The sequence below is a fragment of the Verrucomicrobiia bacterium genome, from assembly GCA_019634635.1.
GTDB lineage: Bacteria > Verrucomicrobiota > Verrucomicrobiia > Limisphaerales > UBA9464 > UBA9464.
In genome coordinates this window covers 19,336-35,249 of sequence record JAHCBB010000036.1, presented here as the reverse complement: position 1 = coordinate 35,249, position 15,914 = coordinate 19,336, and the positions used below count along the sequence as shown (strand labels likewise).

General features: G+C 65.5%; 17 protein-coding genes. 12 read left to right on the top strand and 5 right to left on the bottom strand.

Annotation, left to right across the window (positions count from 1 at the left end; all coding sequences use genetic code 11):
• Positions 1-40: 40 nt before the first annotated feature.
• The 3 genes from KF791_17925 to rpoN form a co-directional block, all read right to left on the bottom strand.
• Entirely contained in the window at positions 41-940 is a 900-nt protein-coding gene (locus KF791_17925; GenBank protein MBX3734459.1) for a prepilin-type N-terminal cleavage/methylation domain-containing protein, read from the bottom strand.
• 55 nt (positions 941-995) lie between these two features.
• Complete coding sequence (locus tag KF791_17920; protein MBX3734458.1) at positions 996-2,402, bottom strand: NCS2 family permease; 1,407 nt, start codon at positions 2,400-2,402, stop codon at positions 996-998.
• Between the two features lie 132 nt (positions 2,403-2,534).
• Positions 2,535-4,031: an RNA polymerase factor sigma-54 gene (gene rpoN / locus KF791_17915; protein MBX3734457.1), complete on the bottom strand. Its 1,497-nt coding sequence runs from the start codon at positions 4,029-4,031 to the stop codon at positions 2,535-2,537.
• A gap of 129 nt (positions 4,032-4,160) precedes the next feature.
• On the opposite strand from rpoN, the gene KF791_17910 reads away from it, so the two are divergent.
• Positions 4,161-4,949 carry an MBL fold metallo-hydrolase gene (locus KF791_17910; GenBank protein MBX3734456.1) on the top strand — a complete coding sequence of 263 codons (789 nt, stop codon included), beginning with the start codon at positions 4,161-4,163 and terminating at the stop codon, positions 4,947-4,949.
• Positions 4,950-4,978: 29 nt separating this feature from the next.
• Here KF791_17910 and accD read toward each other — a convergent pair whose 3' ends face one another.
• Positions 4,979-5,917, bottom strand: coding sequence for an acetyl-CoA carboxylase, carboxyltransferase subunit beta (gene accD, locus KF791_17905; protein ID MBX3734455.1), 939 nt, complete (start codon positions 5,915-5,917; stop codon positions 4,979-4,981).
• Positions 5,918-6,185: 268 nt separating this feature from the next.
• Here accD and KF791_17900 point away from each other — a divergent pair, with 268 nt between their 5' ends.
• The 7 genes from KF791_17900 (at position 6,186) to KF791_17870 (ending at position 10,923) form a co-directional block, all read left to right on the top strand.
• Positions 6,186-7,130 carry a ribose-phosphate pyrophosphokinase gene (locus KF791_17900; protein ID MBX3734454.1) on the top strand — a complete coding sequence of 315 codons (945 nt, stop codon included), beginning with the start codon at positions 6,186-6,188 and terminating at the stop codon, positions 7,128-7,130.
• A 161-nt stretch (positions 7,131-7,291) separates the two neighbouring features.
• Positions 7,292-7,972 carry a 50S ribosomal protein L25 gene (locus KF791_17895; GenBank protein ID MBX3734453.1) on the top strand — a complete coding sequence of 227 codons (681 nt, stop codon included), beginning with the start codon at positions 7,292-7,294 and terminating at the stop codon, positions 7,970-7,972.
• A 9-nt stretch (positions 7,973-7,981) separates the two neighbouring features.
• Positions 7,982-8,641, top strand: coding sequence for an aminoacyl-tRNA hydrolase (gene pth / locus KF791_17890; GenBank protein ID MBX3734452.1), 660 nt, complete (start codon positions 7,982-7,984; stop codon positions 8,639-8,641).
• The gene (locus tag KF791_17885) at positions 8,638-8,964 is read left to right on the top strand and encodes a 30S ribosomal protein S6 (GenBank protein MBX3734451.1); all 327 of its coding nucleotides are present in this window, start codon (positions 8,638-8,640) and stop codon (positions 8,962-8,964) included. Before pth ends, KF791_17885 begins: the two co-directional genes overlap by 4 nt.
• 44 nt (positions 8,965-9,008) lie before the next feature.
• Positions 9,009-9,470: a single-stranded DNA-binding protein gene (gene ssb / locus KF791_17880; protein MBX3734450.1), complete on the top strand. Its 462-nt coding sequence runs from the start codon at positions 9,009-9,011 to the stop codon at positions 9,468-9,470.
• Between the two features lie 38 nt (positions 9,471-9,508).
• The gene (rplI, locus tag KF791_17875) at positions 9,509-10,075 is read left to right on the top strand and encodes a 50S ribosomal protein L9 (protein MBX3734449.1); all 567 of its coding nucleotides are present in this window, start codon (positions 9,509-9,511) and stop codon (positions 10,073-10,075) included.
• Positions 10,076-10,128: 53 nt separating this feature from the next.
• Entirely contained in the window at positions 10,129-10,923 is a 795-nt protein-coding gene (locus KF791_17870; GenBank protein MBX3734448.1) for a ParA family protein, read from the top strand.
• 36 nt (positions 10,924-10,959) lie between these two features.
• Here the strand turns inward: KF791_17870 and KF791_17865 are convergent, their stop codons facing one another.
• Positions 10,960-13,446 carry a hypothetical protein gene (locus KF791_17865; GenBank protein MBX3734447.1) on the bottom strand — a complete coding sequence of 829 codons (2,487 nt, stop codon included), beginning with the start codon at positions 13,444-13,446 and terminating at the stop codon, positions 10,960-10,962.
• Positions 13,447-13,693: 247 nt separating this feature from the next.
• Between KF791_17865 and KF791_17860 the strand changes: the two genes are divergently transcribed.
• The 4 genes from KF791_17860 (at position 13,694) to KF791_17845 (ending at position 15,909) form a co-directional block, all read left to right on the top strand.
• Positions 13,694-14,257, top strand: coding sequence for a YqgE/AlgH family protein (locus KF791_17860; GenBank protein MBX3734446.1), 564 nt, complete (start codon positions 13,694-13,696; stop codon positions 14,255-14,257).
• On the top strand, positions 14,248-14,982 hold the full coding sequence (locus tag KF791_17855; protein ID MBX3734445.1) for a hypothetical protein: 735 nt from the start codon (positions 14,248-14,250) through the stop codon (positions 14,980-14,982). Before KF791_17860 ends, KF791_17855 begins: the two co-directional genes overlap by 10 nt.
• A 94-nt stretch (positions 14,983-15,076) precedes the next feature.
• Positions 15,077-15,562 carry a hypothetical protein gene (locus tag KF791_17850; GenBank protein ID MBX3734444.1) on the top strand — a complete coding sequence of 162 codons (486 nt, stop codon included), beginning with the start codon at positions 15,077-15,079 and terminating at the stop codon, positions 15,560-15,562.
• Between the two features lie 32 nt (positions 15,563-15,594).
• Positions 15,595-15,909, top strand: coding sequence for a Rieske 2Fe-2S domain-containing protein (locus tag KF791_17845; protein MBX3734443.1), 315 nt, complete (start codon positions 15,595-15,597; stop codon positions 15,907-15,909).
• The last annotated feature ends 5 nt before the right edge of the window (positions 15,910-15,914 follow it).

Here is a 15,914-nt window from a genome sequence, read left to right as displayed (position 1 = left end):
GGGCGCCTCGTGATGGCCTCAAGAATTCGCCGCGACGGCCTCAATCATAGCCGTACTGGCCGCGTCCCGTGCGGGCATCAATGTACCCGGTGCGCTCCCGCCACCACTGGAAGTCGTTCCGTCCCGCCCCATCGAAGGTCCGTACGGCCGGATACTGGTAGCGCACCGGGTATTTCGACGTGCCGCTGGTCCACTTCTTGATCTCGGAATGGCCATCGGCGAAGGAGAAGCCGCAGGCCCCGTTGTGGTAGGAGGCCACGATGTCCTGCCAATTCGAGGCATCGGGGTTGTTGATGAAATACCCGTCGTTGATGGAATCCGGATGCTCGTCGAGGAACAACCAGGTCCTGGCGGCGTTGGGTACGTCGGACTGCTTGAGGAATTGTTTGCGGTCCTGGAATCCCCAATTGCGCCCGTTGATGGTCGGGTCATTGCCGATGCTGAAGCGCCCAAAGAATGCGTTCATGGCGAGGCTCCGATTGCGCTGCTTGAATCCGGCCTGCCGATTGCGGGGACTCAGGTAGCCGTCGGCCGGGCACTTGTACACCCCGATGGCGCCGCCCGTGTACTTCCCGAGGACACCGTTCAGCACCCACTCGTTGTTGGTGACGCTCCTCCACCCGGTCGCATTATCCGGATTCCAGTACATGACATTGTTGACCCAGTTGTCGAACACCCGCCGATCAATGGCCTGAATGGTTTCCGTGACGCCGTAGTTGTTGGCGACCCGGTCTTGAAAATCCCCGGAGTAGAGGTGCCATGCGAGCGTCAGTTGCTTGGTGTTGTTCAGGCAGGCAATGCCCTGCGCCTTGGACTTGGCCTTCGCCAGCGCTGGCAGGAGCATGCCGGCAAGAATGGCGATAATGGCAATCACCACCAGCAATTCAATCAGGGTGAACCCCCGACGGCGTCGGTCCGCAACCAGCGTGCCGGAATCCATGAGGTGTTTGATCATGTGCATACAGATGACGCGTGCGTGGAGGTTTGGCAAGAGGTCATTGGAGGACCAGGCTTGCGGCGGCCAGGATTCCCAGAATCCACGCCACACTCCGGACTTCGCGGCGGCGGCCGGCGGCCGCTTTCATCAGCGGCCACAGGACGAATCCGAAGGCGATGCCATGTGCGATGGAGAAGGTGAGCGGAATTCCGGCCACGGTGGCCAGTGCCGGTACCGCCTCGGTGGCGTCGTCCCAAGGGATTCTTCGGACGCCGCCAGCCAGCAGTGCGCCAACGAGAATGAGTGCAGGCGCGGTGGCGGGCGGATAGCTCCCGAAGCTCGCGACCAGCGGCGCGAGCGGCATCGCCAGGAGGAAGAGCACCCCGACCACCATGGCCGACAGGCCCCGCCGGGCCCCGATCGGCCCAGCCACGGTGCTTTCCATGTAGGCGCCGACGGCACTGGTGCCCAACAGGGGGGCCGCGACGGATCCCAGGGCATCGGCGAGCAATCCCCTCCGAAACCGGGGATCGGACGTGCCAGGCTCTTGGCCTTCGGCGGGGGCCAGAACGCCCAGGACGGCCAGCAGCGTCCCCGTGGCGTCGAACAAGATCATCAGGAACAGGACCAGCGCGCCCGGGAGAAGGCGGGCGTCCACAAGGGCCGTCCAGTCCAGCCCTAGCAGCAGCGGCGCCGGGGAGGGAGGCATTGAAACGATGGTCGCCGGCCAGTGCAGGGAGCCGAGGGTCCTGCTCGCGGTCACGGCGGTGCTGTCCGCGATCGCCGCCGGCAGGTGGGGTAGGAGCATTCGAGTTCCCGCGCCGAGGGCGAAGGTGAGGGCAATGCCGGCAATCACCGCGCTGCGAACACCCCGGGCGTGCAGCGCGACCGTGGTCACCAGGCCCGCAAGGGCCACCAGCAGGTCCGGCGACAATGGGTGGCGCGTGAAGCCCACGCCGTTCGCTGGATCCGCCACCACCACGCCGGCCGCCTTGAGCCCGAGGAAGGTGATGAAGAGACCGATGCCGGCGCCGATGGCGTGGACGAGGCTCGACGGAATCCCTCCGGCGAGCAGGCGGCGGAGTCCGGTGGCACTCACCACCAGCAGCAGGGTTGCCGCGAGCAGCGTCGTCGCAAGGGCCGCGCGCCACGGCTCCGGATAGCCCGCGGCGGCCGCGGCCGGGATGAGGGCCGTGACGAAAAAGAAATTCTCCCCCATGTACGGGGCCGCGGCGATGGGGAGGCGTCCAATGGCCCCCATGAGAAAGCAGGACACTGCGGCCGCAAGGCAGGTGGCGGTGAACGCCGCGCCGGCCGGGATTCCCGTGGTCATGCCCACCGCCTGTCCGGACAACACCGCCGGTTCGATAACGACGATGTAGGCGATGGCCAGAAAGATGGCGATCCCGCCCTGGATCTCCGTTCGGATGGATGCGGGTGATGCGTTGCCCAAGCCAGCCGTCATGGCGTGAGGGAACTTCGGGACCGGTCGGGCCTGCAAGTCTCCTTCGTGAGACCTCCACCGGGTTCTGCAAGGCTGCCAGCCGTTGGAAGTGCCGTCCGGCGGGCACCCAAGGCTCGGGGTGCCGGGGCGGCCTCAGTACACGCGCCGAAGATGGCTGGGCAGGACGTTGAGCTCGGTGCGGTATTTGGCCACGGTGCGTCGGGCGATCATGGTGCCCGACGCCACAAGCCGCGCGACCAACTCCTCGTCCGACAGCGGGGCGGACTTGTCCTCGGACGCAATCAACTCGGCGAGCACGGTCTTCACGCTCTTGTTGGAGACCTGTTCGCCTGAGGCGGTGGCGAGGCCCGAGGTGAAGAAGTACTTGAGCTCGAAAATTCCCTGGGGACACGAGAGGTATTTGCCGGCGACGGCGCGGCTCACGGTGGTTTCGTGGACGCCGACCACCTCGGCCACCTGGAGCATGGTCATGGGCCGGAGGTGCGAGACGCCGTGATCCATGAAGGCCCGCTGCCGCTTCACGATTTCCTGGGCGATGCCGAGAATGGTGCTTTGTCGCTGATGGAGGCTCTTGATGAGGAATTTCCCCGCCTTGATCTTCTCGCGGATGTACTCGCGCACCTCGGCCGAGGTTTCGGCGCGGGAAAGGAGATCCTTGTAGAGGTTGCTGATCCGCAATTGGGGCAGGTGGTCATTGACCGTAGTCACCGTGTACTCGCCGTCCGAGCCGCGGGTCACGATGACCTCAGGCACCACATACTGTTCGGGTTCGGAGGAGAAGCTGCGTCCCGGCCTGGGATCCAGCCGGGCAATGCGCCCGGCAATCGCCTGGGCCTCGCCGACGCTGACGTTCAGGTGGCGGGCAATCTCCGGGAAGCGCCGCTTCCCGAGGCAATCCATGTGATCCCGCAGTACGCGATATTCCTGGGAGCCGGCGCGGCCGGCCCGTTCCAGTTGAAGCATCAGGCACTCCCGCAGGTCGCGGGCGCCCACCCCCGGCGGCTGGAAGCCTTGGACTGTGGCCAGCGCGGCTTCCAGGTCGCCCGTCGGAATGCCGGTGGAGAACGAAAGCTCGGCGATGGACGACTGGAGGTAACCGTGGTCGTCAATGTTGCCGACGATCAGTTCAGCGACCTGCCGCTGCCGGGGGGCGAGGTCCGTGTTGCGCACCTGGTCGAGCAATTCCTCCTGAAGCGAGGTGCCTACGGTCAGGGAATCGAGCAGGAACTGGCGGCGTTCTTCATCCTCGGGGGAGGCCTTGCCGGCGCGCTGGGCGGCGCCGAAAAAATCGCGCCACTCCTGGTCCATGAGCATCAGACGCTGCATCTCGGCATCCAGCCGGTCCACCGGTTCCGACGATGCCTTCTCCGTTGCCGGGTCAAACCGGGTGTCGGGCGGCGGTTCAGCCGGGTCTGCCATGAGCGCGGGCCCCTCCCGGTCTTCCCGATCTTCGGATCCTGACTCCAACCCCGGGGCCTCCTCCAAGACTGGATTCTGCTGGAGTTCCTGCTCAACCATTGCCTTCAGCTCCAGCACGGGCGCCTGCAACAATGCCAGCGACTGCTGCAGCTGCGGCGACAACACCAGCTGCTGGGACAACCGCTGGGATAGATGAAGCCCTTGGGACACGCGCCACGATGCTACGCACAAGAGCCCGGAAAACAAGGAAGGTACGCAGGAAAAGTGCCATGCTCTCCAAGGGTCGAATTCATTCGATCCTTTCCAACGGCCCCGGCGCTTGAACACCCTGATTCAACCATGGCATGCCGGTTTACGATTCTGGGGAGCGGGAGCGGGGGCAACTGCGCCTACCTCGAATCCGGAGAGACCCGGCTGCTGATTGATGCGGGATTCAGCGCGCGCCAGATCCGGGAGCGACTGGCGTCCATCGGATGCACCCCGGAGGGGCTGACGGGCATCGTTGTCACACATGAGCACGGCGACCACATCCAGGGCCTCGGGGTTCTTGCGGGCCGGTTGCAGGTCCCGGTCTACGCCAACCGGCTCACCCGGGAAGCGATCCAGCGGCAGTTCCCCGCGGCACGGATGGCGTTTTCAGTGTTTGAGACGGGCGGAACGTTTGCGCTTGGGGGCCTTGAGGTCAGGACGTTCAGCGTTCCCCACGATGCCATGGATCCTGTGGGCCTGGTATTGGCGACGCCTGCGGGAGAGCTGGGGGTCCTTACGGACTTGGGGCATGTGACCCGACTCATCCTGGAGCGTGTCCGTTCGGTCCGCTGGCTGTTGCTGGAGGCCAATCACGACCTCAAGCTTCTGCAGAACGACTTGCGGCGCCCTTGGAGCACCAAACAGCGGATTTTGAGCCGGCACGGGCACCTTTCCAACGAGGCAGCAGCCGAAGTCGCCGCGCAGTTGGCGCCGGGACCGCTGCGAAGGATCTACCTCGGACATCTCAGCCGCGATTGCAACCGGCCCGAGTTGGCCCGCGAGGCGGTTCACCGACGCCTTTGCGGGCTGGGGGCCACGTCGGTCGAGGTGCATGAGACGTCGCAGTCGGCTCCGTGCCCGACCCTGGAACTGGCCTGAAGCGCCGCTGTTGCGCCGCGTTCTTCCGTTCAGGCCGTGCGTCGTCCGCCCATCAGGTAGTCCAGGAAGCCCACCAGGCGGGTTTTCATTTCCCGCCGCGGGACGATGGCGTCAATGAGCCCGTGCTGCTGAAGGAACTCGGAGGTTTGGAAGCCCTCGGGCAGTTCCGCCTGGGTGGTGTCCTTGATCACCCGAGGACCGGCGAAGCCGATCATGGCGCCGGGTTCGGCCAGGATGAGGTCCCCGATCGTGGCAAAACTGGCGATGACCCCGGCGTAGGTGGGGTTGGTCAGTACCGACACGTAGGGCAACCGCTGCCGGGCATGCAATGCGAGGGCGGCGCACGTTTTGGCCATCTGCATCAGACTGAACATGCCCTCGTACATGCGGGCACCGCCGCTGGTGGAGACGATGATGACCGGCAGACCCCTGCTGGTGCCTGCCTCGATGAGGCGAGTCAGCTTTTCCCCGACCACCGACCCCATCGAGCCCCCCAGGAAGCTGAAATCCATGACACCCAGGGCGACCCGGTGGGTGCCCATGGAGCCGATGCCCGTGACCACGGCGTCCTTGAGCATCGAGGACTTGTTCCGGTTCGCAGCGAGCTTGGCTTCGTAGCTGGCCGTGCCGGTGAATTTGAGGATGTCCACGGACTCCATGTGGGCATCCATCTCCTGGAACGAACAGGTCTCCACCAGGGAATGGATCCGTTCCCGGGCGCCGATCGGGAGGTGGTGGCCGCATTTCGGACACACCTTGAGGTGGTCGTCCAATTCCTTGTCATAGATCAGTGACTCGCACGAGGGACACTTGGTCCACAGCCCCTCGGGCATGTCCCGCTTTCGGGAGCGGGAGGCGATCTTGGGGCGGGACAGGAAGGTGGTGTCCGTGGACAGCGGGGGAGGCGTGACCCGTGGCTCCACCGGGTCGGTCACGACGCTCTTTCGTTTCACAGGGCGCGAGGGCATTTCACTCAAGCGCGCCTCGGGGGCCGGCAGCGCGTTGGCAGGGGTATCAAAGTCACCGGAGATTGGCCAGCGTGGGAAACACCTTGGGAAACGCGTGGAACCTCCCAAGGTTGCCGGCCCGCACCCCGGCCGGGCGGCGCGCGGCAAAAACGACCTTGCCCCGCAGAGGTCGGTTGTTACGTTGGCGTCACACGATCCGCGGTGACGGGGTCTCCTTGGGGGCCTCCGCCGGTGCTCCGGATCGGACCCTCCTCCCCGCCCCGCCATCGTGAAGATTTTCAGCGGCAGTTCGAATCCCCTGCTTGCCCGGTCCATTTGTGAAGCCATGCAGGTGCCCCTCGGACACTGCACGGTGAGCACCTTTCCGGACGGTGAGACCTTCGTGAAGATTGAGGAGAATGTGCGCGGGGAGGACGTGTACATCATCCAGTCCACCAGCCCGCCAGCCAATCATCACTGGATGGAGTTGTTCATCATGATGGATGCACTGCGCCGTGCGAGTGCGAGCCGGATCACTGCCGTGCTGCCGTTTTTTGGCTACGCGCGGCAGGACCGGAAGGATCAGCCACGGGTTCCGATCACGGCGAAGCTGGTGGCGAACCTGCTGGTGGCGGCAGGGGCGCAACGGATCCTGACGATGGACCTGCACGCCCAGCAGATTCAGGGCTTCTTCGACATTCCGGTGGACCACCTCTACGCCGCGCCGGTGATGTACGAGTACCTGCTCAGCAAGCCGCTTGAAAATCTGGTCGTGGTCAGCCCGGACGTCGGCGGCATCAAGATGGCCTACGCCTACGCCCAGCGCCTCGATGCCGAGCTCGCCATCGTGGCGAAGCGCCGCAAGAGCCCCACGGAAACCGAGGCCACCGCGGTGATTGGCGACATTGAAGGACGCAACATCCTCCTTGTGGACGATCTGACCGAGACTGCGGGCACGCTGACGAGCGCCGCCAATCTTCTGAAGTCCCGCGGTGCACGGAAAATCACCGCCTGCGTTTCCCACGCGCTGCTCAACGACCTCGGGGTGGATCGCATCAAGAATTCATCTATTGACGAGCTGATCACGACCGATACTGTCGCGCGCTCCGGTTACCCCGGAATAAACGTCACAACATTGTCGGTGGCCACGCTGCTCGGGGAGGCGATCCAACGCATTCACCGAAATTCGAGCGTCACCTCTTTGTTTGAGTTTAAGGGCGGGCGTACCAGCTAGTCCGTTCCCCCCGCCTCGATGGCGGGTGGAACGTCCCTCACGGGAGGCGGTCCATTGGCTGCCGGTTTTTGAAGCAGGCACCGGTCTTGGCGACCGGGTCCACACGGGTGGGTGCCGGTTTCAGAGCACACGAGCTGGGCGCCGGCAGATACGACTTGGACATGAAATCCATCACGCTTACGGCGAGCCCCCGCTCGCAGTTCCGTCGCAAGGGTTCCCGCCGCGTCCGCGCCGGGGGCCGGATCCCCGCGGTGATCTACGGACGGCACAACCCACCTCAGACCCTCGAACTGGACGGAAAGGAGTTCGAGCATCTGGTGCATCAGGCGCACTCGGAAGTCATCCTGGTGGACCTCACCATTTCGGGCGACAACCCCCAACCCGCCCGGTTGGCCATCGTTCAGGATGTCCAGCACCACCCCCTCACCGGGGCAACCCTTCATGTGGACTTCCATGAGGTGAAGCCGGACGAATTTGTGACCATCGAAGTGCCTGTCGAGGCGATTGGGACGCCGCAAGGGGTCAAGGTCGGGGGCGGCACCCTTGAACACGTCCGTTTTCGGGTCCGCGTGCGCTGCCTCCCCAAGGACCTTCCGGACCACATTGACGTGGATGTTTCCGGACTGGAAGTCGGACAGACGCTGCACATTGGTGAGATCACGCCGGCGCCTGGAGTCCAGTTGCTCGGCGATCCCAAGATTCCGGTGTTCGCCGTGGCGGCGCCGCTCACCGCAGAGGCCGCGTCGGCCGTGGCTGCTGAGGGAGAGGCCAAGCAGCCGGAGATGATCAAGGAGAAGAAGGACGAGGCCCCCGCTGACAAGGCGGCGGCGAAAAAGAAATGACCCCGGGTCGTGCGCCGCTCCCTGGGGGTGGCCAGTCTCGACATGAAAGGCCCCGGTTTGATCGCCGGTCTTGGCAATCCGGGCTCCGAATATCGGGACACCCGGCACAACGCCGGCTTCATGCTTGCCGAACGGCTCAGCGGGGCTTGGGGTGCCATTTGGCGTCAGGAGGACAAGTTCCTTGCCAGTCTCGCGGAATGCCGGTTTGCGGACCGACGATGGCTGCTCTGTCGTCCGCAGACCTACATGAATGCCAGCGGAGAGGCGGTTCAGCGGCTTGCCGGTTTTTACCGGGTTTCGCCGGACCGGATTCTGATCCTGGTGGACGATGCCGACTTGCCCCTGGGCACGTTGCGGCTGCGTCCCGAGGGGAGCGCTGGCGGACATCACGGGCTCGAATCCGTCGAGCAGCACCTGGGCACCCGGGCGTATCCCCGGCTCCGCCTGGGCATCGCCCGGCCGCAGTTTACACGACGCGATCTGGTCGGCCATGTGCTCGGCCGGTTGTCGCCGGAAGAGGGTCCGGTGTGGGAATTGATGTTGCAACGGGCCGTCCGCCAGGTGGAATGCTGGGCCACCGAGGGAGTCTCCGTGGCAATGAACCGTTATAACGGTCCGGCTCCGGCTGGACCGGACACCTCAGCAAACGCAGAAAGGAAATCGCAGTGAAACGTTACGAAGGTCTGTTCATCCTGAATCTCGCCGGCCGAGAAGACGGCCTCGATGAGGCCGTTGAGAAGGTCAAGTCCATCCTCACCGGCGCAGGCGCCACCGTGCACACCGTGCAGAAGATGGAAAAGCGGCCGTTCGTCCGGGTGACCGACAAGAAAGTCACCGCCGGACACTACGTGAATTTCATCTTCGAGGCCTCCCCCGAGGTCATCGCCTCGATGCCGGGACGCTTCACCCTGGTGGAGGAGGTCTATCGCGTCCAGTTGAGTGCCGTGCCGAAAATGGTCCATCCCGCACCGGCGACGCTCGCAGCCGCCTGAGCCGGAATCCGTTCGCTTTCCAAAACCCGAACCCCCCAGAGATCATGGCCAGCTACAACAAGGTCATTCTGCTCGGAAATCTCACACGTGATCCCGAGTTGCGGTATACCCCCAAGGGCATGGCGGTGGCCCGCCTCGGTCTGGCGGTCAACCGGTCGTACAAGACCGAGTCGGGCGAAGCCCGTGAGGAGGTGACCTTCGTGGACATTGATGCCTGGGGAAAGCAGGCGGAGCTCATCGCCCAGTATCTCCGGAAGGGGAACCCCCTGTTCCTCGAGGGGCGTCTCAAGCTGGACCAATGGGACGACAAGAACTCCGGTCAGAAGCGAACGGCGCTGCGCGTGGTCATGGAGAACTTTCAATTTGTCGGAGGACGCGCCGATGCCCGTCCCGGCCCTGGACCGGCCGCTTCGGGGCCGGCTGCCGGTGCCGTCGCGGCAGCCCCGGGGCCGGTGGACTCCGGTCCCGAGGGCCCGGCGCCCGATGAGGACGATGTCCCGTTTTGAATTCTCCCGAACTGCCCAATTCCGATCGAACCAACGTTATGCCAAAATCTGAAGTCATCCTCATCAAGAACGTCGTCGGCCTGGGAGCCGAGTCCGACCACATCCATGTGGCCGCAGGCTATGCCCGAAACTTTCTTATCCCTCAGGGCCTGGCGATTCCCGTCACCCAGGGCAACAAGAAATGGGTTGAAAACCTGCGCCGCCGGCGTGCGGAACGGGAGGCGCACGACCTGAACACCATGAGCGAACTGGCCCGCAGCATGTCGGCGGTGACCTTGACCCTGCTTGTGAAGACCGGCGAAGATGGGAAGGTCTTTGGATCAATCACCTCCGGGGCCATTGCCGACGCGCTCAAGACCCAGCTCGATGTGTCGCTCGACAAGCGCAAAATCCACCTGGAAAAACCGATTCACACACTCGGCGAACACGAGGTGGACCTGCGTTTGCACGCCGATGTGCGCTGCGCGCTCAAGATCGTGGTGAAGAGCTCGAGTCCGCTCCCGGTACCCCCACCCCCTGATTCCAAGGCCGAGGTCCAGAAGACCGAGAAGCGGGGTCATCGGCCCGGGCCAACCGCCGCGGCACCGGCGAAGAAGGGCAGCTAGGCGGGGCCTCTCGCGGCCGGTTGGCCCGCGGTTCCCAAGCCCCGGTCCGAGGGATGTCCGTACCCGTCATCGCGGTGGCCAATCAGAAGGGCGGCGTGGGCAAGACGACCACGTCGGTCAATCTGGCCGCATGTCTCGCCGCCCAGGGACGTCGGATCCTGTTGGTGGACCTCGATGCACAGGCCAATGCGACCAGCGGCCTCGGATTGGAAAAGACGGAGGGCGGGAGCGTTTACCGGCCGTTGCTGGGCGACGGCACCATCGCCGACCGGATCCGGGAGACGGCCTTCCCCGGCCTGTCCCTCGTTCCCGGTGAGTTCGACCTGTGCGGCGCCGAAGTGGAGCTGGCGCGCGGCGCGGATCATCTGAACCGCTTGAGGCGGGCCCTCGAACCTCTGCGACAGTCAGAGGGATTCGACCTTCTCCTGCTGGACTGCCCGCCATCGCTCGGATTGCTCACGCTGAATGCCTTCGCAGCGGCCGACGGACTGATCGTCCCGCTGCAATGCGAGTACTACGCCCTGGAGGGCATCGCGATGATCACGCGGATCCTGCAGCAGGTCCGGGAGTCCGGCATCAACCCGCGTCTGGAAATCCTTGGCATCGTGATGACCATGTTCGATGCGCGAACACGGCTGTCGCAAAATGTCGTCGGCGAGGTGCGCCAGCATTTTGGTGCGCGCGTGTTCGACACGGCCATCCCAAGGACGACGCGTCTGGCCGAGGCTCCGAGTTTCGGGAAACCGATCCTCCACTACGACCGGTACAGCGCGGGGGCGGCCGCCTATGAGGTGCTGGCAGGGGAACTGGCGGACCGCCTGGGATGGACAGCCGCAGGGCGTGGATGATGCCGGAGGACTACGGCCTGCCCGTGGAGTGCCGGTTCAACCACCTCCGCGAAGCAGCCGGTCCTTGACGTCGTCCGGCAACGGACTGAGTTCAATGGCCGCTCGGGCGTTGTCTTCATCCACCCGCAGCCATTGACGGCCGGCATTCTCCAGTGCGGCGCGCTGCCGGTCCGCGTCGCCAAGGGAACCCGCCCACTCCCACGCCGTCGCGGGTTCGTGGGGCGCGAGGGAATTGGCAAATGACGAGACGGCATCTTCGCGACCCTTGCCGGGCGGAATGGTATTCAGCCATGTGGCGGTTGCGACCGGATCCTCACGCGCCCACTGATTGACGAGCGTGCGGGTCGCGTCATCGCGCAGGGAGCCCTCCGGAAACTGACTGATCCAGTTTGCAGTGTAGGCGGGGTCGGCGGTGGTCATGGAGGCGATGACCGAGCGCGTGCCGCGCTCCTGTTCCAGTCCGGGTGGCAGGCCGCCGATGTATTGGGCCGCCTCCGTGGGGGATTCGGCGGCCCAGGCCGACAGGACGCTGCCCATGGCGGTGGTGCGCCCGGGCCCTGACGGCATCATTTCCACCCATTCAAGGGCGCCCTGGGCATCGGCGCGTGCCCACGAGCCGGCGATGCGGCTGACGACATCGTCCCGTCCGCGGCCCTCGGGAAGCGCAGCGGCAAATGCGGCCGCCTCCTGCGGGTTTCGCGTCGCCCAGGTCCCGGCGATGCTTTCCAGCATCTGCTGCCGGGAGTTGTCCGCAGGCAGACTCAGAGCGAAGTCCGCCGCCTCCTTGGGATCCCGGTTGGCCCAACTGGATGCCGCCTGGGTCAGCATGCGCTGTCGAACGTCCCCGGCCGGCAGGGTGGCTGCAAATTCGGCGGCTCCCTTGTTGTCCGAATCCACCCACGACCAGGTCATCCGTTCCAGTGCGGCGTTGCGTTCCCTTCCTTCCGGCAGGTTCTTCACCCAGTCAATGGCGCCCTCGATGTCATTGTCCGCCCAGCTGCCCGCCATCTGACCCACCAGCTGCTGCCGGCTCTGGCCCGGAGGCATGAGGTCCAGGAAACGTGCGGCGGCCGCCGGGTCTTCGCGCCCGAGGGTGTGCATCAGGCTTTGGACGGCGTCACGGCGGGTTGCCGGATTGGGCACCTCCTTCAGCCAGGCGATGGCGGCATCGGGATCCTTGCCGGCCCATTGCTGGGTCAGCTCGGCAATCGCCTGGTTCTTGCCCTGGCCATTGGGAAGCCCGAGGGCGTATTGGGCGGCGCTCAATGGGTCCGACTGTCCCCAGGTGGAAAGCACCCCGGCCAGCGCCTGGTCGCGTCCCGGTCCTTCGGGGAGCGTCCGCACCCAGGCGGCCGCGGCGTTGGGATCGCGGTCAGCCCATTCGCCAGCGACCGTGCGGAACGCTCCGGACCGCGCCGGGTCGGCCGGCAGGGCGTTGAGGAGCAAGGCCGCACCGGCAGGATCCGTTTCGGCGAGTCCCTCAGCCATGGCCGCCGTGCCCAGGAGTCGGTCTGAGGGATTCGTCTGCTGGGCCATCCAGGTCTTCAGCGCCTCCGGGTCCCGTCGGGCGAGCTGGCTGAGGGACTGGGAGAGAACGTCATCACGGCGTCGTCCGCCGGGCAACTGGCTGAGGACCTGCACGGCTGCCTCGGGATTGTTCCAGGTGACATTTTGCATCGCGTCGGTCATGGAGCGGCGCTTGAGCACCGACTCCGGCTGGGACTTCAGCCAGGCGATGGCCGCCTCGGAATCTTTCTGCATCCACGTGGCGAGCACCGGACCGAGCGGGGCGTCCCAGCCACCCCAGCGCCGGGAACGGGTGTGCTTCAACGCCAGTTCGGCGGCCGCCTGCGGATCACGTTCGGCCATTCCGGAAATGACATTGTTGCGAAGCCAGGACCGTTCGCCCGCGGGCAGGGATTCGACAAGGGCCAGCGCCCGTTCCGGATCGGACTCCGCCAGGCCGTTCACTGCGGCCTGCTTGAGCTGACGGCGTTGCTGTGCGGAGGGCACACGCTCCACCCATTGAAGCGCCGCTTCAGGATCGCGCCGGGACCACTCGGTCACCGCGGCATTGAGTGCCAGTTCGCGTTCCTCACGGACGGTGAGGCGCTCTCCCCACTCCAGCACGGCCATCGGGTCGGCCTCCGCCCAACGTCCCACGATCTGCCAGCGGAACTGTTGGTGCAGCTCCTTGGGAAGGATGGCCCGGGCCGTGATGAGGTGCCCGGGGGTGTCGTTGGGATCCAGGGACAGAACCAGCTCCCCCAGGCCCCGCCATCGCCGACTGGCGGGCTGTGCGAGGATCGCCCGCAGCCGGTCGGCAAGATCCGCGGTGCCGGGAGCCGCTGGTCGCGCGGCGGTACCGGGTGAGCGCGGTTGAGAATCTGGTGTCAGGGCGGATGCACCTTGGGCGGGACGGTCACCCCCTTGGACAGGGTTCGCGCGACGCGCAGCCATCCATCCGCCAGCGAGGCCGATTCCAACACCGAGTAACAGGGGAAGCAGGGCGCGGGGGTTCACGGGGGGGTTGGACAGCGTCTGTGGAAAAACGTTCCGGAATTCCCGACCGTCACCCGGTTGAGACCCCAGGGTCAGTTGGGCACCCAGCCCCTGCCGGGAATGAACTCGCGGCTTCCATCGGACTTGCATCCGACCGGCGCCGCACCGGCAAGAGCGACGAGGATGAGGATCAGCAGAAGGTGCTTCACGGCCGGCAGGCTAATCCGGTTTGCCGGCCGCTCAAGCTTCCAGCACCATGCCGTTGTTGATGCCGGAGCCGGTCCAGTCGCTGAAAGGGAACCTGCTGCTTGATGGCGGCAAGCTGCGGGGCAGTTGCTTCCACCGAACCGTGGTTCTGGTCTGCCAGCACACCCCGGAGGGCGCGTTTGGCCTCGTGTTGAACCGTCCCAGCGACAACAAGGTCGGCGACGTTCTGGAGGCGGATCTGCCGGAGATGCTCCACGACCAGGCGCTCTTCGGCGGGGGGCCGGTCCAGCCCGCGGCGTTGAGCTACCTCCACACCACCCCGGGCGGTGCCTCGGAAATGGTGCTCGAGTCCCTCGCCGTCGGGCATGACCTGCAGGAGCTCATCACGATCGGCGGGCAGGCGTCCTTGCTCAAATCCCTCCGGGTGTTTGCCGGGTATGCCGGTTGGGGCCCGGGGCAGCTGGATGATGAATTGCGGCGCCAGGCCTGGATTACCGAACCCGCGACATTGGAACTGGTGTTGGGAACGCCGCCGGGGGATTTGTGGAGGCGAATTCTTCAGGGACGCGGGGACTGGCAGAGCCGGCTCCTGGCGGATTCGCCGGATGATCTCTCGTGGAATTGACGCCTGAACTGCAGGACACCGCCCGGCTGCCGGTGATCCTGTTCTTCGCCGTTCCGGAGGAGGCGCGCCCGTTTGTCCGGCGCTGGATGCACCGGGTCGGCACAAGGGTCCGGTCGTTCCGCGGGCCCGGACTGGCGGCGTGGGAGTTGGACGGCGTCGAGGTCCATGTCACGGGGATGGGTGCGGCAAATGCCGGGCGGGTCGGGGACGCGGTCCTGGGGGCGCCTTGCCGGTTCTCCGCATTGGTGACTGCGGGATTCGCCGGGGGCCTGAATCCGTCGCTTCAATGCGGGGATGTCGTGTTCGACGTTGATCCGTCGCATCCGATGGGTCGGCAACTGGCTGGCGCGGGCGCCCGGCCGGGCCGGTTTGTCGAGGTGAGCCGCGTGGCGGTGACGCCGGAAGACAAGGCGCACCTGTGGGCGGGTTCCGGGGCGGATGCGGTGGAGATGGAGTCCTCCACGCTGCGGAAGCTTGCCGGTCGCCGCGGACTATCTGCAACGACGCTCCGTGTGATCTCGGACGCCGCATCAGACACCCTGCCGCTGGACTTCAACGCACTGATGACTGCGGATCAGCGGCTGGATCTCCTGCGGCTGACGTGGCGCCTGGCAAGGTCGCCGGCGTCCATTCCTCGATTGATGAAGTTCCACCGGACCCTCCGCACGGCGGCGGATGCTCTGGCACGAGTTTTGGTGGACACATTGGGGAGCCGCCGGCCGTAGTGGCGCCCAGCGCCGTCGGTATACGGACGCCCTGGTTCAGCCGGGACGGCAACGGCCTTCCATTCCAGTCCCTGCCGCCTAGAGTCCCTCACCGATGGATGCGCAGGCGATTTACGATGATGCGATGTTCGATTACTCGACCGGCGACTTTGAGGCGGCCCTTGGCAAGCTGCGGGGTGTCCTCGCCGCTGATCCCCGGCATTTCGACGCACAGCTGGCGGTCGCCATGTGCCACTACCGCCTTGGCGATTTCGCCACAGCCATCGCCGAGGGGCACAAGGCCGAGACGCTGCGTCCGCACGAGCAGTTGGTGCATACCAACCTGTCGCTCTTCTACATGAAGTCGGGCGACAAGGCGACCGCCGAACACCACGGCCTGCAGGCACGAATTGCCTCCTGGAAGCAGGATTTGACTCCGCCGGCCGGGCGTGCCGATGCGGCGAAGGAGGGGGAAAACGAGCTTCAGATGGCACAGCCGAAGCCGAAGCCCTTCAAAATGCCCGAAAAGTTTCCCAGTCAACCCTGGAAGAAGAAACAGGTCCCCGGAGCGGCTTCGTCGAATCCCGCCCCCGACGGTTGATGGGCCCCGGGTCAGGCGCCGGAAGAACACCCATGAATTCCATGTTTGCTGCAGCCGACACCGAGTCGTTGCCTCCGGGACAGGTTCGGACAGTTGAGGTTCGCGGACACCGCGTTGCCCTTGCGAACGTGGACGGGGAATTTTTCGCCGTGGCCGACCGTTGCCCGCACCGGGGGGGGCCGCTGGGCGCCGGATTCCTCCAAGGTCGGACGCTCCATTGTCCGCTGCATGGTTGGGGATTCGATGTCGCCACGGGCGCCTGCGATACACGTCCGGAGCTCCCGGTGAACTGTCACCGGGTGGAAGTCCGGGACGGCCAGGTGTGGATCGAGCTTGGCGGAGACTGACCCGC

Bases quoted from the DNA above. Each gene is read 5' to 3' on its own strand.
- ssb (MBX3734450.1), top strand. From the start codon at position 9,009: ATGGCCAGCTACAACAAGGTCATTCTGCTCGGAAATCTCACACGTGAT.
- KF791_17925 (MBX3734459.1), bottom strand. From the start codon at position 940: ATGGATTCCGGCACGCTGGTTGCGGACCGACGCCGTCGGGGGTTCACC.
- KF791_17895 (MBX3734453.1), top strand. From the start codon at position 7,292: ATGAAATCCATCACGCTTACGGCGAGCCCCCGCTCGCAGTTCCGTCGC.
- rplI (MBX3734449.1), top strand. From the start codon at position 9,509: ATGCCAAAATCTGAAGTCATCCTCATCAAGAACGTCGTCGGCCTGGGA.
- KF791_17870 (MBX3734448.1), top strand. From the start codon at position 10,129: ATGTCCGTACCCGTCATCGCGGTGGCCAATCAGAAGGGCGGCGTGGGC.
- KF791_17920 (MBX3734458.1), bottom strand. From the start codon at position 2,402: ATGACGGCTGGCTTGGGCAACGCATCACCCGCATCCATCCGAACGGAG.
- KF791_17860 (MBX3734446.1), top strand. From the start codon at position 13,694: ATGCCGGAGCCGGTCCAGTCGCTGAAAGGGAACCTGCTGCTTGATGGC.
- KF791_17910 (MBX3734456.1), top strand. From the start codon at position 4,161: ATGGCATGCCGGTTTACGATTCTGGGGAGCGGGAGCGGGGGCAACTGC.
- accD (MBX3734455.1), bottom strand. From the start codon at position 5,917: ATGCCCTCGCGCCCTGTGAAACGAAAGAGCGTCGTGACCGACCCGGTG.
- KF791_17845 (MBX3734443.1), top strand. From the start codon at position 15,595: ATGAATTCCATGTTTGCTGCAGCCGACACCGAGTCGTTGCCTCCGGGA.
- KF791_17850 (MBX3734444.1), top strand. From the start codon at position 15,077: ATGGATGCGCAGGCGATTTACGATGATGCGATGTTCGATTACTCGACC.